Consider the following 17,774-nt stretch of genomic DNA (forward strand, 5'->3'; position numbering starts at 1 on the left):
TAGTGAGCGGCACTCTTCTTGGGTATTCAGGTTTGCCAAAGCCAGCTGCCGGAAAAACCTTCTCACCCTTATTAGCATTAAGTTGATCGTTAGCCGGCGCGCTAGATTGGAAACGGCAAGGGGTCAAACTCGCCTCAGAGGCGGGTTTCGGAGCTGTGGCATCGGCCTGTTGAGCGGAGGGAGTCCATTGATGAAAGCCGTAATGCGATGTGGCGGTCAGGGAACTCGCCTGCGCCCGTATACCATGGTCCTCCCGATGCCGCTGGTGCCGGTTCAATCACAGCCGGTGCTCGAGTTGCTGCCGTCTGGCTCGAATTTGGCCGGATAGACGATTTCCACACCGCCCAGGAGCTCGATTGAGGATGTTCAGTCGCCGTCATTTGACGTCCATGCAGCCTAAAGCCTATCTCGCTGGAGCAGCCGGCCCCGAAACAACGTCGGCCCTCCCCCCACCGAAGGAGCCGATACGTCGCCTGCTCGCCTCGCTGGACCGTATGGGGCTGCGGTACTGCCACTGGAAGAGCAATCTGCGGCTTGGCGAGAGCCTTGCGGGCGAAGGGGATCTCGACCTGCTCATCGACCGCCAGGACGCCGCCGGCTTCCAAACCGCGCTGGTCGAAAGCGGGTTCAAGCTCGCGGTCTCAGCGAACGGGGCCGGACATCCCGGTGTCTTCCACGCCTTTGCTCTGGACCCCGATGCGCCGCAGCTGCTCCACGTGCACGCCTATTTCCAGATCGTCACCGGTGACAGTCTGGTCAAGGCCTACCATCTCCCGGTGGAATCGGCGCTACTGGCCAATACGCGTCGCTTGCACAGCGTTCCTGTCCCCACGGTCGAGGCCGAACTGGTGCTCTTTGCGCTCCGAATTGCGCTCAAGCATACCAGTCTTGCGGAGCTGTTTTTGCTTCAGCGCCACTACGACCTCGTGCTGCAGGAGCTGAAATGGCTCTGTGCAAGCGCGAACAGTGACAAGGCCGAGGAGCTCTGGACGGCCTGGTTTCCGGGTGCGCCTGTTTCGCTTCTTCATGACCTGATCGAAGCCATCGCCGAGCCGCGGGCCATGGTTCGCCGAATCCTGCTTGGTCGTCAGGTAGCGGGCCAGCTCCGTGGCTGGCGACGGCTCAACACACTCTCGGAAGCGCTGTCACGCATGCAACGTGTCCTACTGTTGCTGCTGAGGCGTCGCCGCAGGCTAATCCCTACGGCGGCAGGGCTCGTAATCGCTTTTGTCGGTCCCATGGGCACGGGAAAATCCACCTTGAGTCTGGCCTCCGCCCGCATTCTGGGCCATCATTTCGATGTCCGCGCCGTCCATGTCGGCAAACCTCCCGCGACGTTCGTTTCGCTCCTCCCGCGCCTCATCCTTCCTTTGGCCCGGCGGATCCTGCCCGGTCACCGATCCAGCGCGCGTGCGGAACGTGAGCAGAAGCAAAACGTGCCGCCTTCTTTGCTGAATACTCTGTGGCTCACTGTTCTGGCCCACGACCGCCGCGCGCTTCTGAGCCGTTGCTGGCGCTATGCCGCCGCGGGGTCGATTGTGATTGCCGATCGTTACCCTTCCGCAACCCTTGGCGCGGTCGACAGCAGTCGGTTCGATGATGAGGCGCTTGCGCGGTGCGGACGTGGCCCGAAGCAGTGGCTGATGAGGCGCGAGCGGGCGCTCTACACCGGGCTCCCGCAGCCGACGCTTGTCATCCGTTTAACTGCGCCGATCGAGACGTCGCTGAGAAGGGACGCGGTTCGCATTAAGAAAGAAGGACCCGATCCCGCAGCCGTAAAGAGGCGCAGAAAGATCGAGATGGAGACTGAGTTCCCCAATTCGCGCGTGATTTCCGTCGATACGGACCAGCCGCTCGAGGATACGGTGAAAGCCGTGATGCAGGCTCTGTGGAGTAGTGTCTAACTGTAGCTGTGGCCGGGGGTGCCGATGTCTATTCTAACGTCACACGAACAGGGGACGACCGAGCAGGTCGACCATCGTCTACGGATCGTTTTCGTGATTTCGCGCGGAGACGAAATCGGGGGGGCACACATTCACGTGCGCGATCTATCCACTGCGCTTCGTTCCAGAGGTGCGGAGGTGACGATTTTGGCTGGTCGCGACGGTCGGTTTGCCAATCACCTCAGAGAGTGTGGAATTCCCATTCATTGCATACAAAACCTGCATCGCAGCGTGGGGCCCTTCCAGGCCGTGAAAGCTGTACTTGAGATCCGAGAACTATTACGTCAGCTTCGCCCCGACATCGTATCGACGCACTCTACCACTGCGGGCCTGCTTGGTCGGATTGCCGCATACAGTCTTGGTATTCCGGCTCTGTTTACCGCCCACGGCTGGGGTTTCACGAAGGGGCATCCATGGATCCAGCGTGTTATTTTTTGGCTGGTCGAATGGGCCGCAGCACCGCTTGCGTCTCGTATCATCACGGTATGTGAATCTGACTTCAGTGCCGCCGAACGGAGCTTCCTGACTCGCAAAGATCGGCTCGTGGCAATTCCGAATGCCATGCCCGACGTCAAGGAATCGCTTCGCGCCCGACCGGAAAGATCGCCACCCAAGATTGTAATGGTGGCACGCATGGCCTGGCAAAAAGACCATGCGACGCTCTTGCGCGCTCTTGCGCAGTTAACGGACCTCGATTGGCAGCTGGAGCTGGTTGGTGACGGGCCCTTGCTCTCCTCTGTCGAGGGGCTTGCCGCCTCGCTGGGGATCGCGTCGCGCGTTCGCTTTGCGGGTTATCGGCAGGATGTGGCAGAGCGTTTGGCGGATGGGCAGATATTTGTGCTCGCTTCCAATTGGGAGGGATTCCCGCGCTCGATCCTCGAGGCTATGCGAGCGGGCCTGCCAGTGATTGCGTCAGACGTTGGAGGAGTGCGCGAGTCGGTTCGCGAGAGCGAGACCGGATTCGTTGTACCGCGGGGAAACATTGATGTCCTCCGCGACCGTCTGCGCTTGCTTATTGCGGCTCCACTGTATCGTCGCCAGATGGGAGAGGCCGGACGGGCTTGGTACGAGAAGCGCTTCTCGCTCGACCGCCTCGTGGCGGAGACAACTGCAGTTTATGATTCTGTGCTTTCGGATTCATGAATGGAGGTGGGGGACTCGGTGGCGATCCCCTGTCGCCTCCGTGGGTACGCCGCCATCTTGAACTTCGCGGGTTCAAGCAGAAATAACGCAACGATGGGGAACTGAGTGCTATGGCTATCGATACGCGCTACGACGGACTAAAGACGGTGATCACTGGAGCCGATGGATTCATTGGTTCGCATCTGGCGGAGAGCTTGGTACGTCAGGGCGCAAAGGTCACCGCGCTCAGTCTCTACAACTCTTTCGGGCAAAGGGGGTGGCTAGATGATACCCCCGCCGAGCTTCGCCAAGCCATGAATCTCGTGGCTGGCGATGTCCGCGACTCCCATTTCGTGCGCAAGCTGGTCGACGGCGCAGATGTCGTATTTCACCTCGCCGCGTTGATCGCGATCCCGTACAGCTATAGTGCGCCGCAATCCTATGTGGACACCAACATAACGGGCACGGTGAACGTGCTCGAAGCTTGTCGCGCAGGCGGGGTCGGCCGGATAGTCCACACGTCCACCTCCGAAGTCTACGGCACCGCGCTGTTCACACCAATCACCGAAGAACACCCACTTCAAGGTCAGTCACCCTATTCCGCCAGCAAGATTGGTGCGGACAAGATGGTAGAGGCCTATGCCCGATCATTCGAGACGCCCGCCGTCATCATGCGCCCCTTCAACACTTACGGGCCGCGTCAAAGCGAGCGCGCCGTCATCCCGACAATCATCCGGCAGGCCCTCCAGCCGGAATCGAAAGAGATCCGGATTGGTGACCTTAGCCCGATACGAGATTTCAATTTCGTTGACGATACTGTCAGTGCGTTTCTAGCCATCGGCCGAGCGGAACAGCTGGAATGGGGTGCCGCTTATAATGCAGGCTCGGGGTTTGCAGTTACCATTTCTGAGACCGTCGAACGCATTCGCGAACTAGTGGCTGGGCCCGCCAAACCGATAATCGCGGAAGACGTTCGCAAGCGGCCGGCTGCATCGGAAGTGATGGCCCTAATCGCCGACTCGGATCGTTTGCGAGAGTTGACGGGCTGGGCGCCTCGCGAAACGCTCGACAGCGGCCTCGAAAAGACGATCGAGTGGTGGCGCTACCGAATCGCAGCCGGGCGGGTTCGCCCCGAGTTGAGCTATCTGACGTGATAGGCTTGGCCCTCGCCGCTTTACGAGGGCAATGGCTTCCAGCGCCATTGCTTCGCCATTGCGCAGATGCGGCGTGGCCTTCGTGACCTGACGGGCGATGCGGTTGGACCTGGCATTGCGCAGCTCGTGCGGTGCGACGAGGAGACTAAGGAACGCAGGTCGCTCACTTGTCTCACCGCCACGCATGCCCTGCCGGGGTTTGCCACCGCCGCCATGCCGCTGGCTGCCGTGGTCGCCTGGCCCGCCTATTGCATGTCTCCTTAAATCGCTCTCGATTTAAGGAGACAGACATTGCGCCAATTCAAAGTGCTACCGCGAATTTTGCGCGTCTGATAAGACGCGCGGCGCTGCAGTGCCGAGCGCACCAGGCAATGGCGCAAAGCTCACGACAGCCGCAACTGAAGTGCTAAGCGACAATGAGCCAATCATTGCCCAAGTCGATTTCGATCACGCGCCCGTCATTCACATGGCTGTTCCCGTAGTCGGCGACATAGAGATTCATCTTACCCGGATCGTCATTGGGATCACTGCTCGGCGCGAATTCCAGGTCCTTGATCTTGGCGCTGGTGTCGCCAATCGGGTTACGGTAATCCTTAAGAAGGTCGATGGTCTGCAGGATGTTGCCGCCGTGATCGACAACCCAGATATTCTTGCTGAAGCCGCCGCCCACGAAGAACACGTTGTGCTGGGCGTCATAGGCCAGCGCCTCCGGATCCTTGATTTCCACGGGAAGAGTGATCCTGGAGAGAACCTGGCTGAATGCCTTGTCGATCTCGACGATCGTATGGGAAGTCCCGTTGACAATGAACACGTTGCCATTGTTCGGGTTGACGGCGACGTCCTCCGGATCGTCACAGTTGAGGGACTTTGCCGAGGCGGTCCCGAGCCTCGCTGTCGGGTTCTTCGGATCGACCCAGTAGATCGAGTACTTGTCATCGTCCGTGATGAGCAAATGACCGGTGACCGGGTTGAATGCCAGCCCCGTCGGCTCCTTCGTGAAGGCTGCAAGGCTGAGGGAGTTCTCCAGGACACCACTCGTGCTGATCTGGAACAGATTGTTCGCGCGGAAAAATGGACTCTCATCCACTTCCGAATCGGAAAGGAAGAGGCCCTGGCCCGGCACATAGGCCAGCCCTGACGGATCCGAACTGTTGATCCCGCCTGCCTTGATGCTGGTATCGATGATGTTGACCACGGTCGGATTCGAAGGCGGGCTGACATCATTGTCGGCGATACTGCCCGTTCCCGAGGAATCGGCAAGGGTGAGCGCCGTGCCGCTCGTGACGAGCTTTGCCGAGTTGATCAGAACCTTGAAGGTCTCGGTATTCTCCACGATGGTGTCGTCGCGCAGATTGATGGTGACTTCGACGCTTGTCTGCCCGGCCGGGATGTCGACCACGCCACCGCTCACACCCACGAAGTCCTCACCGGCTGTCGCCGTGCCGTCTTGCGTACTGTAGGTGATGCGCACCGCCTCGGACGCCGCCTCCGACAGCGTGATCATGAATTTGATCGTGGCCGTGCTGCCTTCCGTCTGCGGGTTGGGCGCTCCGTCCGTGATCGATATCTGCGGCGGTGGTGCTGAACCGCCAGACCCGGAAATCGTGAAGCGGTCGGCGCTCAGGAGGCTTGCAATATCCGTATCGAAGGTGGCGATCGCGATCCCGGCGGCGCCGCCGGCACCATCTCCGTCCCACATCAAAGTCCGAGTCCCACTCGAGTAGATGAACTGCCCGTGAGACGTGCTCGCCTGATTGCCGGAACTCACAATGGTAAAGTAGTCGCTCGACAGTTTCCCATTGGTCAGACCGCTGCCCTCGCTCAGGCCGTAATCGGCGGCGAAGAATCCAAGTCGGTCGTCCGCGTCGAAGTCCACCACCCGGTCCGTGCTACTGACCGCAGCTGGACCGAATAGGAACGTGTCGGCGCCGCCACCGCCAGTAAGTATATCTTTTCCCCCGTCTCCAGTCAGGACGTTCGCAGCGGCATTTCCCTTGATCTTGTTGTTGAGTTCATTGCCTGTTGCGTTGACGGCGTCCGTTCCCGTCAGCGTCAGGTTTTCAAAGAACTTGGGAAGGGTGAACGTGACGGAACTCTCGACCAGGTCGATTCCGCCATCATCGATGCCGTCGTTGTTTTCATCCTCGCTGATCACATCGCCGACATTATCGATCCTGTAGCGGTCGTTGCCTGCTCCGCCGTACATGGCGTCCGCGCCGGCCATGCCGTCGAGCAGGTCATCCCCACTCCGGCCATAAAGGATGTCATTGCCATCCTTGCCGTAAAGCCTGTCGTTTCCCCCCTTGCCATCGAGCAGATCGTTTTCAGCGCCGCCAGTGAGGTCCTCGCCAGCATCCGTGCCGATCTTATCTACCATAGCTGGTTCTCCTTTCTGCAACCGGCTCCGAAAGCCGCTATGGCGGGGCAGCTCTTGCATCACCCGCGGCAATTGTTTCCGCAGTGAGCGTTGCGCTCGGTCAAGCGGTGCCGGAAGCGACCGATGAAAACGGCCCTGTTTGCTCCGTCAATTCTCAATTCAGCGTCGCGGGTACAAGGCGATTTCGCGCTAAGTCAGGTCATCGCGATCCGTGTCCCTTCTTCAAGATGATTTCGTCCGCGATCGTCTCAACGGCCATTGCGAGGGTGTCTTGGTCCCGCCAACTCACACGCATCGAATGCCGGCCGACCGCTTTCAGCAAATCATCAATCATCGAGGAGATCTCGATCTGCCGAAGCGATCTTTGGATGTCGCTCTCGAACAGTCGCTCAAACACCCCTTGACGACGCAGCCGCTTTTCAAGGCGCGCCTGAAGCACTTCGCGCGGCGTCTCCACGCGAATGAGCAAATCGGGCGCCGGCACAAGCGATAGTCCTCGCGACAGGGCATGCTGGCTTAGCGCACCGGAAAAGAGAGCGAGCGAGCAGAGTGAATTCATAAAACCCTGATCGAAGATGACGACGCTGTCCGAGGTCAGCGCCGCGCTCCAGGAGCCGCAGATATTCCGCAGATAACGTCGAGCCCGGATGGCTCTAGTCCAGCTCTTTGGCGGCAGGATCTCCATCAATTGCCCGACGAGCGGGTCGATGGAGACGCCTGGCACCAGCGCGTCCAGAGCGGTGAAGACTTTCGAGGCGCGGGCCAAGGCTGCGGGCAGTGCGGAGGACGGCCTAGCTCCTGCTCCTGGTGGCTCAGAACCTTTTTCTGCGGGACGCGAGCTCCCGACGAGCCGCACCGCGATGCCCCTAGCATCGAGCGCAGCCTCGAGGCCTCGGGCAAGGGTCGTCTTCCCGGAAGCAGCTGGCCCGAAAAGCTCAACGATGACGGTGTTGCACCTTGGCGCCATCGGTGTCCTTGTCCACGACGATGGAATCGCGCCGGGATTGCATGCTCGCGAGGGGATTGGGCTTTCCGCACCGAGGAGCACGCCCGAACCCCACCTCTCCCGAGGCACTGGCGTTGCCGCTGTCCGGTGTGATGATCCCTGCGTCGCGTCCGCGGGACCCTGCTCAGAGGGCCTCTGCGGAACTACCCAGCTCATAGTTGCATCCTCCTCGCGCGGCTCCAGCTCGAAGGTGGCGATAGAGCGCCTTCCGTCACAGGCGCCTGGCTGGTCCGCAGCGTGGGCAGCTGCGTCGGAAGCTTGGTCAATGTTGGATGGAGGCCAGCCACCGCCATGACTCCGCGAACAATCCACACTAGGTCCTTGAGCATGGTCTTACGCGGGTAATATTCGAGATCGAGACAGGCCTTCAGCGGGAAGATCACCTCTCGATAAACCTTAATCAGGTCGGTATTCACCGGGTACAGGCTCGCCTCATTGCGAAACGCTGCCTGGCTGGGACCGAATATTCCAGGCCTATAGTCCAAGATTGCCCGGTGCTTGTCGTCGAAGCAGTCGGCAAAAGCGAGGCTCTCTGGCCGCGGGCCGACAAAGGCCATATCTCCCCGGAGGATGTTATAGAGTTGCGGGAGCTCATCGAACTTCGTTTTTGCGAGTAATCGTCCAATTCTGGACGTTCGACCGTCATTATTGACCGTCAATGGAAGGCCGAAGGGGCTGCAGTCCGCACGAAATTTGCGAAACTTGTAAATCCGAAAGTGCCTGCCGCCCTGTCCAAGGCGCACCTGCGAGAAGAACACCGGACGGCCGCTCTCCGCGATGATCGCCACGGCAATCAGCAGCATCACGGGGCTTAGAACCGCCAAGCAGACGGCGGCGAAGAGAACGTCGAAGGAGCGAGCAATCCAGCCGATAAGACGTGCTGGCAGACGGTCGTCGTGGCGCATTACGAATCTCCTCACATTTGTTTCTTGACGTCCTTCATGCCTGCGCAGCAGCGGCCAGAGCGGCGACTACGCGCTCGACGTGACCGTCAGCCATGCCGGGATGCAGCGGGAGCGTCAGCTCGCGACGAGAGAATTCCTCCGTCTTCGGGAGCCGAAGGTCCGGTCGCCGAGATCTGTAGAAGGAAAAGTCGTGAACAGGCGGGTAATGGATGCTCGTTTGGATGCCATCGCTTCTCATGGAAGCGATGATCCGATCGCGGTCGGCTTCGGCCGGCAAGACGACCGGCATGATATGATGAGCCGAATCGCAACCCTGCAGGCTGGGGACGAGGATGGTCGGGCAATCGGCTGCCAGACTATCTGCATATCTGGCCGTCAGGACGCGCCGGCGTTCATTCCACGCTGTCAGGTGACCGAGTTGGACCAGACCCATGGCAGCTCGGAGTTCATCCATTCGGTAATTGTAGCCGAGCATTGTCACGTCGTAGCGCGGTGCGCCACTGTGGTGGCGCTGGAATGTGCCGCTTGTCATCCCATGGCCGCGCATTTGCCGGACTCGCTCCAGAAAGTCGGATTGAGTCGACACCACCATGCCGCCTTCTGCGGTCGTCATGTTCTTGTTGCCGTAAAAGCTGAAGGCAGCTGCGTCGCCGAAGGTTGCGGCGTCCTCAAGACCCACTGCATGCGCCGCGTCCCCAATGAGGAACAGGCCCCGCCGGGAGGCGAACTCGCGCCATGCGCTGCGCTGCGCGACACAGCCAGCATAGTGCACGACAATGACAGCCTTTGTTCTCGGAGAGCACTTTTGCGCAGCGTCCTCCAGGGACATCAGCGGCATGGTGAGCGACTCGATGTCGACAAAGACAGGCGACGCCCCAGTATACAAGACGCTGTTGGCCGTCGCCACGAATGTGAGCGAGGGCACGAGGACTTCGTCGCCTGGCCCTATCCCCAGTGCATGGAGGATAAGATGAAGTGCGGCGGTGCAAGAGCTGACCGCCACGGCATCATCCGTGCGATGCCGCTCGGCGAAGGCTAGCTCGAAATCGCGTACACGCGAGCCCATCGTGACCCAGCCGTCGTCCAAGACTTCGCAAACGGCGACCTGCTCCTCACGCCCCAAGATTGGTCGCGCGACGTAAATCTCTGAGCGATCGTCGGGCTCGCTGCCGGGACGCGCCGTTGCGGCACCTCCGCCCTGGGCGGCATTCAGCAGGACAGCCTCAGGCTGCGTGGACGCGTTCAAACGGTGGTGACTGGACATCCCAATCAAGCTCCTGAGCGGTTTGGAAATCTTCGATCCGGCCAATGTCGAGCCACATGCCCTCGTGAATGTAGCTGTGGGTCGGAACGCCTCGCCGAAGGAGGCACAGGATCAAATCATCGAAGCCGAATGGGACGCCAGCAGGAATGTATTGAAGCACCGAGGGCTCCATGCAGTAGACACCCATGCTCACAAGGTTCGAGAGTATCGGTTTTTCCTTGAAGCTGGTGATCCGCCCGTCATGTGCCTCGATGACGCCGAAATCCATTCGAGTCTGCCGGTGCATGGTAGCCACCGTGAGTATTCCGCCCGTGCTGTGATGGTACTGCGCGAACGCACCGAGGCTCAGATCGGTAATGACATCCCCATTGATCACCAGGAAGCTGGTGTCGAGTTCATCGCGCAGCAAGCCGAGTGGCCCGATCGTCCCCAGGGGTGCCGCTTCATCCGTATAGCGGATCCGGATGTCCCACCGCCGCCCGTCGCCACAGAAGCTCTTGATCAGCTGGCCGAGATAACCGGTGGTGATATAGACCTCTGTCAGGTCGTTTCGTCGAAGCCATTTCAGCAGAAGCTCAAGTACCGGCTGAGAGCGGACTGGCATCAGCGGCTTGGGTAGCACCATAGTGTATGGTCTCAGACGCGTTCCCTGACCGCCACACTGGATTACGGCTTTCATCGAATCTCTCCCTGAAGTTGACTCGGTACTGCCTCAAAATCCGCGTTTGCAGAGATGTGACAGATCGATGACAGGAATCTAACAGTCGATCAGTCCTCGGCAATTGCGCATAAGGATAGAAGGCAGTCGAACGGCAAAGCCATACTTTGTGGAGCATCCTTTTGTGGAGCCGCTACCCAAGCGGAGTGACCGCTCCAAAAGGGGTATTACTTGGACGTAAACTCTTAAAATCACTTGGTGTTTTTCGCCGTCGTGATTCAAGATTTCCGAATGAGGGAGCCTCTATGACGCGTCGCCGCTACGAACTCACCGATCACGAATGGTCGATCCTGTCGCCGCTGTTGCCCAACAAGCCCGCGGGGTTCCTCGGGTCGATGATCGGCGAGTGCTGAATGGCATCCTCTGGCGGTTCCGAACGGGCTCGCCCAGGGCGGAAATCCCGAGCGCTACGACCTGTGTCCGCGTTCACCAGCATGCGGCCACGGGAAAAAGGGGATGGAGATGATGGCGGCATGAGACGTTCCCGCGGCGGGCTTACGAGCAAAATCCACGCGCGCGTCGGTGCCGAAGGTCGCCCCGTTACCCTGCGCCAGACCGGCGGACAGATCGCCGACTGCACCGAGGCCGCCGCGCTGACGAACGAACTCGGCAAGGAAGACATCCTCCTGGCCGACAAGGGGTATGACAGCAACGCCATTCGGGCCAAGGCCGCCGCGCGAAAGGCCTGGGCCAACATCCCGCCGAAGACAAACCGCAAGGCTCCTTCGTATTCTCGCGCTGGGTCTATCGGCAGAGGAACATCGTCGAGCGATTCTTCAACAGGATCAAACAATTCCGCGGCATCGCAACCCGATATGACAAGCGTCCCGAAACCCTCGCCGCCGTAAAGCTCGTCGCCACGAGAATATGGTGTCGACGGCTTTTAGATAGCCCTTATTATTCTAAGGCTTGCTGAGGCGGCTTGATCAGGACGGATATCAATCACTGCTGGTACGGTGAGGTCTGTTGCCCTGCACTCGTTGCCCACAAGGCCGCCTCGGTCCGGTTCTTTATCCGAAGCTTCCGCAAGATTGCCTTCACATGTACCTTCACGGTGGCATCCGAGATCTCGAGCTTCCTGGCAATCTCCTTATTGGAGTTTCCCCGACTAAGTGACATCAATACTTCAATTTCTCGCGACGAAAGATTAGGCGCCAGGGAAATTATATGAGTTGAATCCCCGTTGTGACCATTGTTTTGGTTGTGCTTCGGCAAGACATACTCCTTTGTGATAAGCGATGTCTTGACCGGAGCGGGGGGAGGGAAAACAGGTTCGCCGAGCAGGACCAATTCCAGCGATTTCACCATGGCTTCGACGCGCATGCCCTTGTCAATCAAACCATGAACACCCGCTTGGACGGCCTGGGTGACTACAGCTTCCTCAACAGAGTCCGCCATCAGAACAACAAATGACTTTGGAAATTGCGTTTTGAGCTTCTCGACGTCCGCTTTAAATCGGCAGATATTTTGCCCCACGTCTATCAAAAACAAATCGACTTCCTGACCCTTTTCTATCAACTCCCACAACTGGGCCATATTGGCGCATTCGATTTGTTCTTTGAATGCCGTTCGTGCAAATATTCGTGCCAGCCCTGCGCATACAATGTAGTTCGGCTCGACGATTGCAAAATTCCACGTTTTCTTCTTGTTCACGTTGCACCCCCTTCCGGAGAGAATTTTTCAAATAATTCCTCATGTCAAAAAAGAAATGGTACCACATACGCGCAGCGGGGCAATCAACCGGGATAGCCCCAAAAAGTCAACGATGACGTTTCAATGGTCATCTCTAGGGTTGTATACATAGCACAATGGATTTACACTTATTCGCCAATGCCCTTATACTGTTACCGCTTTTGACGTAGATATTGCCCAATGCCGGAAAGCAGGCTCTTGCTCGACGAGCGAGTTGTCGATGCGGCCACCGATCGCAAATAAAGCGACCGCGAGATGGGCACGGGGGTTGGAAGAGCTCTCGGTCCGACCGCAAACTTTGGCGAAGCGCTGCGTCTCGCCGTCGGCGGCCATCGCAAAGCCTTAAGGTCCTGCCGCAAGCGCTTCGACCACGGAAATGGACAGCGGTCCGGCCAACACCAGCAGGTTGACGAACTCACTCAAGTTGGCGGCAGAGATGAAATGACAGCGGCCATCGCCGAGCGAAGACTCGGGCTCTTCGTCTATCCGCGCCCCGCTCGAGCATCGATCCGGAAGACCAAGTAGAACTTGAGGGATTGAGAGGTTATTTCGCGCTCTGGGCATATTGAGGCCGGTCAATGCCAAGTGCGCCGACATCAGTGCCCGTCGATAAGGACCCTTGGCGTAACGCGACTTCCACGATATCGCCCGGCTCGACCTCTTCATCATACCCCGCTTCAAAAGCGACGGGCTTCATTTCGATCCTGCGAAAAATGGTAACCGCCGGGCTGGCCTCCTGGCTGGCCTCCTGGCCGCGCGGGACGGCGATGCCAGCGAGGTCCAATTTCGCCCGCAGACTCTTTAGGCGGGCATGTTCGTCGGCCAGTTTCAGATCTATGGACCGCAGTTCTTCATGGATGCCGAGCCGGCGCTGGTCCTCGAGCTTTTCCAACGACCGGCGCGCCTCGTCCAGCCGTCTGCGCATCTGCATGAGCTCGCTTTCCGTTTGCAGCCGGCGCGTGGATGAGAAAAGCACCGAGCGTCGGGCATCCACTACCCGCAAATTGGTGAGTTTGCCTTGCCGTAGAAGTTCTTTCGCGGTCTCGTAGACTTGAGTGTCCTCGCGTTCGCCTTGAGTCTCGAGTTCGACGCGTTGGGATAGCGACTTGATCTGCTCCTCAGCAAGAGCCGCGCTCCGGTCCAAAAAGGCCCGCTCGCGATCGAAATCCACCTGCCGAAGCTCACGAATCTGCTTCTCGGTCGCCAGAATGCGCGTCAACGCGTCTTCAGGCACCGGTGCGGCTGGAATTGATGTCTTGTCGAATTCGGCCGTCTCGCCGAGCTCGGTGCGGAACCTCCAGGCGCGGACGGCATGGCCAGCCAATGTGAGCCAGCTGGCAATGTAGTCGCTCTGCAGCGGGATCGGATCGTATTGCGGCAGCGTGCCGGTAGTCATAATCGGTGGACGGAGCCCGCCCGCAGACGCGATCGCCTGGCGTACCGTCATCCGTGGCTGGAAACGATGCTCGCCGGTCTGAACAACATCTCCGGATACCCATATCGGCGCATATTGCACGATTGCTGCCGATACATCCTCGCGTTCAACCGTACGCGTCAACTCCCGACCATCGGAGGCATAGAGGGTCAGGAGCCGGCTGGTGTAGGCAGCCTGAATAAGTTCGCGAACATTGGCCAACGTGACGCCCTCGACGTCGAGCGTGCCGATGGTCGGAATTGTGATGCTGCCATCGAGCTGAACCGGCGCGCGTTGGCCGAACTGCGGAAGCCCAGCGAGCGAGACCTCGATCACATCGCCCGCATGCAGCCGGTACTCGGAGGCCTCCAACCACGACAGCCCCAGGGCCAGAGCTACTGCGGTGCGGGCCGCCAGACCCAACAACTTGAAAAACGTGCGCGGTCGGGGACGAATGACCATCGGCGTACTCCAATCTGAAGATTTGCTGGAGTCAGTGCATCTGGCCGGCAGACTGGCCCGGCGCGCTTCACCAACATCATCTAAATGATCGCAAAAGCCCCAATATCAATAAATGGAGAATAGGTATGCTCATTCAGGCAGAGCGACATAAGGGGGTACGCCACAAGCACCATGATTAGGTAATCCCCGCCGGATCCTTACTCAATTTGCATCAATTTACGCGTTGTACAAATGATGAAATTCTATACGCTGGAAATGTTGTGAATGGGGGATGAGCACTCGCATTCCCATCATCGCATTTGCCGCCGGCTAGTCAAGCAGCCGAGAACCGGGTGGATGGAATGGTGGAGGAGTGGCACGACACAGGCTACCAAGGTCCCCTCGCCGACCAACGGCGTTGACCGTGGTGTTGCCCACCCGCTCACGGGCCCACTCTTCCGTGGCATCCAATGTCTACTCAAAACGCTTTGATCATGCCGACGAACCGCAAAATTAACAAGAGCGACGCCTTCGCGCCCTTTATCTCCAGGACGAGCAATGACCTACGAAGAAGACCGTACGCTCCATCTCTTGGATCTTATTGCACTGTTGGGACGGCGATGGAAGCTGGTCGCCGTTTGCGCCGCGAGTGGTGCGTTGATGGCCTTGTTGATTGGCACCAGCATCCCGGCCCGCTATACGGCGAAAGCGCAGTTGCTCGTGGCGCGCTCGGAGTCCGGGCCGGAGGGCTCTTTCGATGAGGCTGTCGTCGACACCCACGTGGAACTCATCCTGTCGCCCAGCCATCTGCGTGCGGTGCAGAAAAGCCTCGCCGAGGATCCCGGCACCAGCGGTCCCGCAACCGTTGCGTCCCCGCCCCCGTTTAGTGATCGGGCGCAGCGGCCATGGAGCAAGATGCTTTCAGACGCCATCTTTGGTGCAAACGACGAGCCGCCCTCCGCCCCAACGACGGGTTCATCGGGAGAAGCCGTGCCCGAAGAGTCGGAGCCCATCGATTTCGAGGACCTCCAGCAAAACCTCAATGTTTATAAGGAACAGCACTCACGTGTAGTTGCCGTAACCTTCACTTCAGAGAATCCACAGATGGCCGCAGTCATTGCGAACCGAGTGGCCGAGATGTACGTAAATAGAGGTCGCGACCGCCTTCAGGCGCGGCGTGAGCGGCTGGAGAAGGAACTGGCCGAACGCATTCCTTCCGCGCGGGACGCTGTCGAGCGTGCGGAAGCAGCCGTTCGTGACCATCGAATGGCCTCAGGACTTATTGACCAGAAGAGCGTCGAATCGATGGATCAGCAGATTGCCGAACTGAGGCGACAGCTCGCAATTGATCTGGCCAGACTTGGAGAACGGGGAGTGCGTCTCTCAGCCTTGCTGACCCAACAGGATCAGGAAGGGCCTCGCGTCGACGTTTTGAGTGACGGCCAGTCCGCAAATGCCTTCCCACTCGCTACGGAGGCCGAAACAGACGCAGCCGATACCCGTCACCAAGCAGTTTCGTTACAGCGTGAAGAGTTGAGTCGGCTCCTCGATGAGGTCCTTGCCGAACTGCCCTTCGATCGTAGGGCGCTTGGGGAGCGCCTCCACCGCACTCGGGAACGCCTCGATTCACTCGACCAATCTCGGGAAACACTCCGCGAAGCTGAGGCAAAGCTGCGCGAATTGGAGCGTGAGGCCACTGCATCGGCGCAGCTATACGAGAGCCTTCTGCGGCGACAAACCGAAATCTTTGTCCAAGACCGAATTCAAGAGGAAGCACATATTGTCTCTGCTGCATTGCCACCCGCATTTCCGAGCTCGCCTTCGGCGGCCCTGTTCGTGCTGCCGGCATTCGTTGCCTTTGGCATCGGCGGCGGATTGACGGCTGTGCTGTTGGAGCGTTTCCACCGTCGCGTGCGCAGCGAGCGCGATGTCGAAGAATCGGTTGGAGTACCGTGCATCGGGCTCGTGCCCAACCGCTTCCGGATGAGCAGCGCGCGACGCGCGTTGATTGACGATCCGTTCAACAGCTATGGCGAGGCGGTTCGCTCAGTCGTGGCGACGGCCCTGTCGCGACGGCGTATTTTCCCGCATCAGGGCCGAGTCCGTGATTCTGCCGTCTTCGCCATCACATCGAGTGACAAGGACGACGGAAAGACCGCGCTTGCTCTTAGCTTTGCCCTGAGTGCGGGCACGATTGGGCGGAAGGTCCTGCTCATCGATCTTGATTTTCGCAACCCCAGCATCGCGCATAGTCTTGAGGGATTCGGAAAGGACAGGGCGACGTATTTCCGCGAGGAAACGGTACCCGCTGAGGAAATTGTCAAGACGATCGCCGAGTTCGGAATCGACTTTCTCCCGCTTTCCTGCAGGCGGGAATATGCTCTTTCGTTCCTTTCAACAAACCAGCTTACAATCATGCTGGACAACTTCAAGGACCAGTATGATTGCATTGTGATCGTAAGCCCACCGCTCCTTGGTGCAACGGAAGCACGCGTCATTGCTTCCGTTGTAGATAACGTCATCCTTGCACTGGAGTGGAGCGCTACGGAGGTCGACGTCGCCCGCCGCGCGATAAGTCAGCTCGGACATGTCGGGATCAAAGATGCACACGAGCGGGTGTTTGGCGTACTGACGCAAGTTAACATGCGAAAGCACCATTTCGGATTCTCTATTCGGCGTGGTGAGGTCAAGCACCTTCTGACTACCCGTACCTCTGGTGATTGATGTCTTCGCAGTATCGCGCTTCTCTCCGGGCTCGGCCTGTGTGGCCCTCCCATTATGCGACCAGAAGAATGGGGCGGAACAATCCAATCGGCGACCTGATCGCGATGAGCGAATATAACAGACAACCACGCGAGCTTACCCCATCCATCGTACTGCGGAGGACATCTTTCCACCGGCGGCGGAATCTTCTTGTCTCCTCTGGCGCTCTCGTCACTCTGGTTGCTAATTAAGCAGCAATAGGCAAGCTCTCCCTCTTCGAATTTGACCTTACCGACCAATCCGACTTTCAGGCCGAAGTTTCGCAACAATCCGCGAATGTCATACTCGATGGCGATGGCTTTTTCCTGCAAGAGTTTGCGCGCGGTCAGCAATGCCCGGTGCTTCTGGCTCGTCAGTGTCTTCACATGCACAGGCCAATAGAGATTGACGCGCATCATCTGGGCGATTCCACGCGCATCATTGCGGTCCGTCATATTTGATTGAGCTTCAAAAATGCCTTGGCATGCCTGGTCTCAATGCAGATCACGGGTAATTCTGCCTTAGCCAGTCCTTCATAAAACCATTGCGACAGTGGTCGGGCTTCAAGACCGACCCGCTCAATCTGCCACTTCGGATCCTTCATCACCAAGATCAAATCTTCGGGGTGAGTAGCAACCTTTGTCTCCCGGCAAATCTTGCCTGTTTCATCAGGGAGCTCTCAGCCTGCGAGGGCTTCTTTGGACGGTTAAAAAACGAGATGTACTACCACCGGATCAATACGACGCTTGACGACTTCATGCAGCAAGTGGATTCCTATATCTGGTGGCACAATCAGCATCGCACAAAAATCTCACTCGGTGGCCTTAGCCCCGCGGAATACCGCCGGAACCATGCTGCGACGGCGATGGAAGTTGATCGCAGGTTCCGCGCTGTGCGGCGCGCCGATGTTGGAAAATCTGTGAAATAGCCCCCGAAAGGCCCGGACATGCTCCCCCATTTAGCTAAGTGGTAGGAGTAATGTTGGTATTATGACTG

General features: G+C 58.7%; 11 protein-coding genes and 3 pseudogenes. 6 read left to right on the forward strand and 8 right to left on the reverse strand.

Annotated elements, in window-relative coordinates; genetic code table 11:
• The first annotated feature begins 362 nt into the window (after nt 1-362).
• From AC070A_RS32975 to AC070A_RS32985, 3 genes are all read left to right on the forward strand, one after another.
• Nucleotides 363-1,904, forward strand: coding sequence for a dTMP kinase (locus tag AC070A_RS32975; protein ID WP_162733751.1), 1,542 nt, complete (start codon nt 363-365; stop codon nt 1,902-1,904).
• 24 nt (nt 1,905-1,928) lie between these two features.
• Complete coding sequence (locus tag AC070A_RS32980) at nt 1,929-3,086, forward strand: glycosyltransferase family 4 protein (protein ID WP_113133835.1); 1,158 nt, start codon at nt 1,929-1,931, stop codon at nt 3,084-3,086.
• A gap of 110 nt (nt 3,087-3,196) precedes the next feature.
• Entirely contained in the window at nt 3,197-4,219 is a 1,023-nt protein-coding gene (locus tag AC070A_RS32985; protein WP_057251161.1) for an SDR family NAD(P)-dependent oxidoreductase, read from the forward strand.
• A gap of 406 nt (nt 4,220-4,625) precedes the next feature.
• Here AC070A_RS32985 and AC070A_RS32990 read toward each other — a convergent pair whose 3' ends face one another.
• The 5 genes from AC070A_RS32990 to AC070A_RS33010 all read right to left on the reverse strand — a co-directional run bounded on the left by AC070A_RS32990 (nt 4,626) and on the right by AC070A_RS33010 (nt 10,450).
• A complete protein-coding gene (locus AC070A_RS32990; RefSeq protein ID WP_494773630.1) occupies nt 4,626-6,596 on the reverse strand; it encodes a Calx-beta domain-containing protein in 1,971 nt (656 codons plus the stop codon).
• A 199-nt stretch (nt 6,597-6,795) separates the two neighbouring features.
• Nucleotides 6,796-7,362: a hypothetical protein gene (locus tag AC070A_RS32995; protein ID WP_057251164.1), complete on the reverse strand. Its 567-nt coding sequence runs from the start codon at nt 7,360-7,362 to the stop codon at nt 6,796-6,798.
• A 392-nt stretch (nt 7,363-7,754) separates the two neighbouring features.
• A complete protein-coding gene (locus AC070A_RS33000; RefSeq protein WP_113133833.1) occupies nt 7,755-8,507 on the reverse strand; it encodes a sugar transferase in 753 nt (250 codons plus the stop codon).
• A gap of 34 nt (nt 8,508-8,541) precedes the next feature.
• Entirely contained in the window at nt 8,542-9,771 is a 1,230-nt protein-coding gene (locus tag AC070A_RS33005) for a DegT/DnrJ/EryC1/StrS family aminotransferase (RefSeq protein WP_113133832.1), read from the reverse strand.
• Nucleotides 9,731-10,450, reverse strand: coding sequence for a nucleotidyltransferase family protein (locus AC070A_RS33010; RefSeq protein WP_057251165.1), 720 nt, complete (start codon nt 10,448-10,450; stop codon nt 9,731-9,733). Before AC070A_RS33010 ends, AC070A_RS33005 begins: the two co-directional genes overlap by 41 nt.
• 284 nt (nt 10,451-10,734) lie before the next feature.
• Here AC070A_RS33010 and AC070A_RS33015 point away from each other — a divergent pair.
• A pseudogene (locus AC070A_RS33015) lies at nt 10,735-11,405 on the forward strand (IS5 family transposase).
• Between the two features lie 26 nt (nt 11,406-11,431).
• Here AC070A_RS33015 and AC070A_RS33020 read toward each other — a convergent pair.
• Nucleotides 11,432-12,142, reverse strand: coding sequence for a response regulator transcription factor (locus AC070A_RS33020; RefSeq protein ID WP_057251166.1), 711 nt, complete (start codon nt 12,140-12,142; stop codon nt 11,432-11,434).
• A gap of 583 nt (nt 12,143-12,725) precedes the next feature.
• Nucleotides 12,726-14,057: a polysaccharide biosynthesis/export family protein gene (locus AC070A_RS33025; protein ID WP_057251168.1), complete on the reverse strand. Its 1,332-nt coding sequence runs from the start codon at nt 14,055-14,057 to the stop codon at nt 12,726-12,728.
• 537 nt (nt 14,058-14,594) lie between these two features.
• Between AC070A_RS33025 and AC070A_RS33030 the strand changes: the two genes are divergently transcribed.
• Entirely contained in the window at nt 14,595-16,760 is a 2,166-nt protein-coding gene (locus tag AC070A_RS33030; protein ID WP_494773631.1) for a GumC family protein, read from the forward strand.
• Between the two features lie 251 nt (nt 16,761-17,011).
• Here the strand turns inward: AC070A_RS33030 and AC070A_RS33035 are convergent.
• A pseudogene (locus AC070A_RS33035) lies at nt 17,012-17,448 on the reverse strand (transposase); the annotation flags it as partial.
• A gap of 9 nt (nt 17,449-17,457) precedes the next feature.
• Here AC070A_RS33035 and AC070A_RS33040 point away from each other — a divergent pair.
• Nucleotides 17,458-17,628, forward strand: a pseudogene (locus AC070A_RS33040) (IS3 family transposase); the annotation flags it as partial.
• Nucleotides 17,629-17,774: the final 146 nt, after the last annotated feature.

It is taken from the genome of Ensifer sp. GW101-20A05, from assembly GCF_059424735.1.

Bases quoted from the DNA above. Each gene is read 5' to 3' on its own strand.
- AC070A_RS32975 (WP_162733751.1), top strand. From the start codon at position 363: ATGTTCAGTCGCCGTCATTTGACGTCCATGCAGCCTAAAGCCTATCTC.
- AC070A_RS32980 (WP_113133835.1), top strand. From the start codon at position 1,929: ATGTCTATTCTAACGTCACACGAACAGGGGACGACCGAGCAGGTCGAC.
- AC070A_RS32985 (WP_057251161.1), top strand. From the start codon at position 3,197: ATGGCTATCGATACGCGCTACGACGGACTAAAGACGGTGATCACTGGA.
- AC070A_RS32990 (WP_494773630.1), bottom strand. From the start codon at position 6,596: ATGGTAGATAAGATCGGCACGGATGCTGGCGAGGACCTCACTGGCGGC.
- AC070A_RS33000 (WP_113133833.1), bottom strand. From the start codon at position 8,507: ATGCGCCACGACGACCGTCTGCCAGCACGTCTTATCGGCTGGATTGCT.
- AC070A_RS33005 (WP_113133832.1), bottom strand. From the start codon at position 9,771: ATGTCCAGTCACCACCGTTTGAACGCGTCCACGCAGCCTGAGGCTGTC.
- AC070A_RS33010 (WP_057251165.1), bottom strand. From the start codon at position 10,450: ATGAAAGCCGTAATCCAGTGTGGCGGTCAGGGAACGCGTCTGAGACCA.
- AC070A_RS33025 (WP_057251168.1), bottom strand. From the start codon at position 14,057: ATGGTCATTCGTCCCCGACCGCGCACGTTTTTCAAGTTGTTGGGTCTG.
- AC070A_RS33030 (WP_494773631.1), top strand. From the start codon at position 14,595: ATGACCTACGAAGAAGACCGTACGCTCCATCTCTTGGATCTTATTGCA.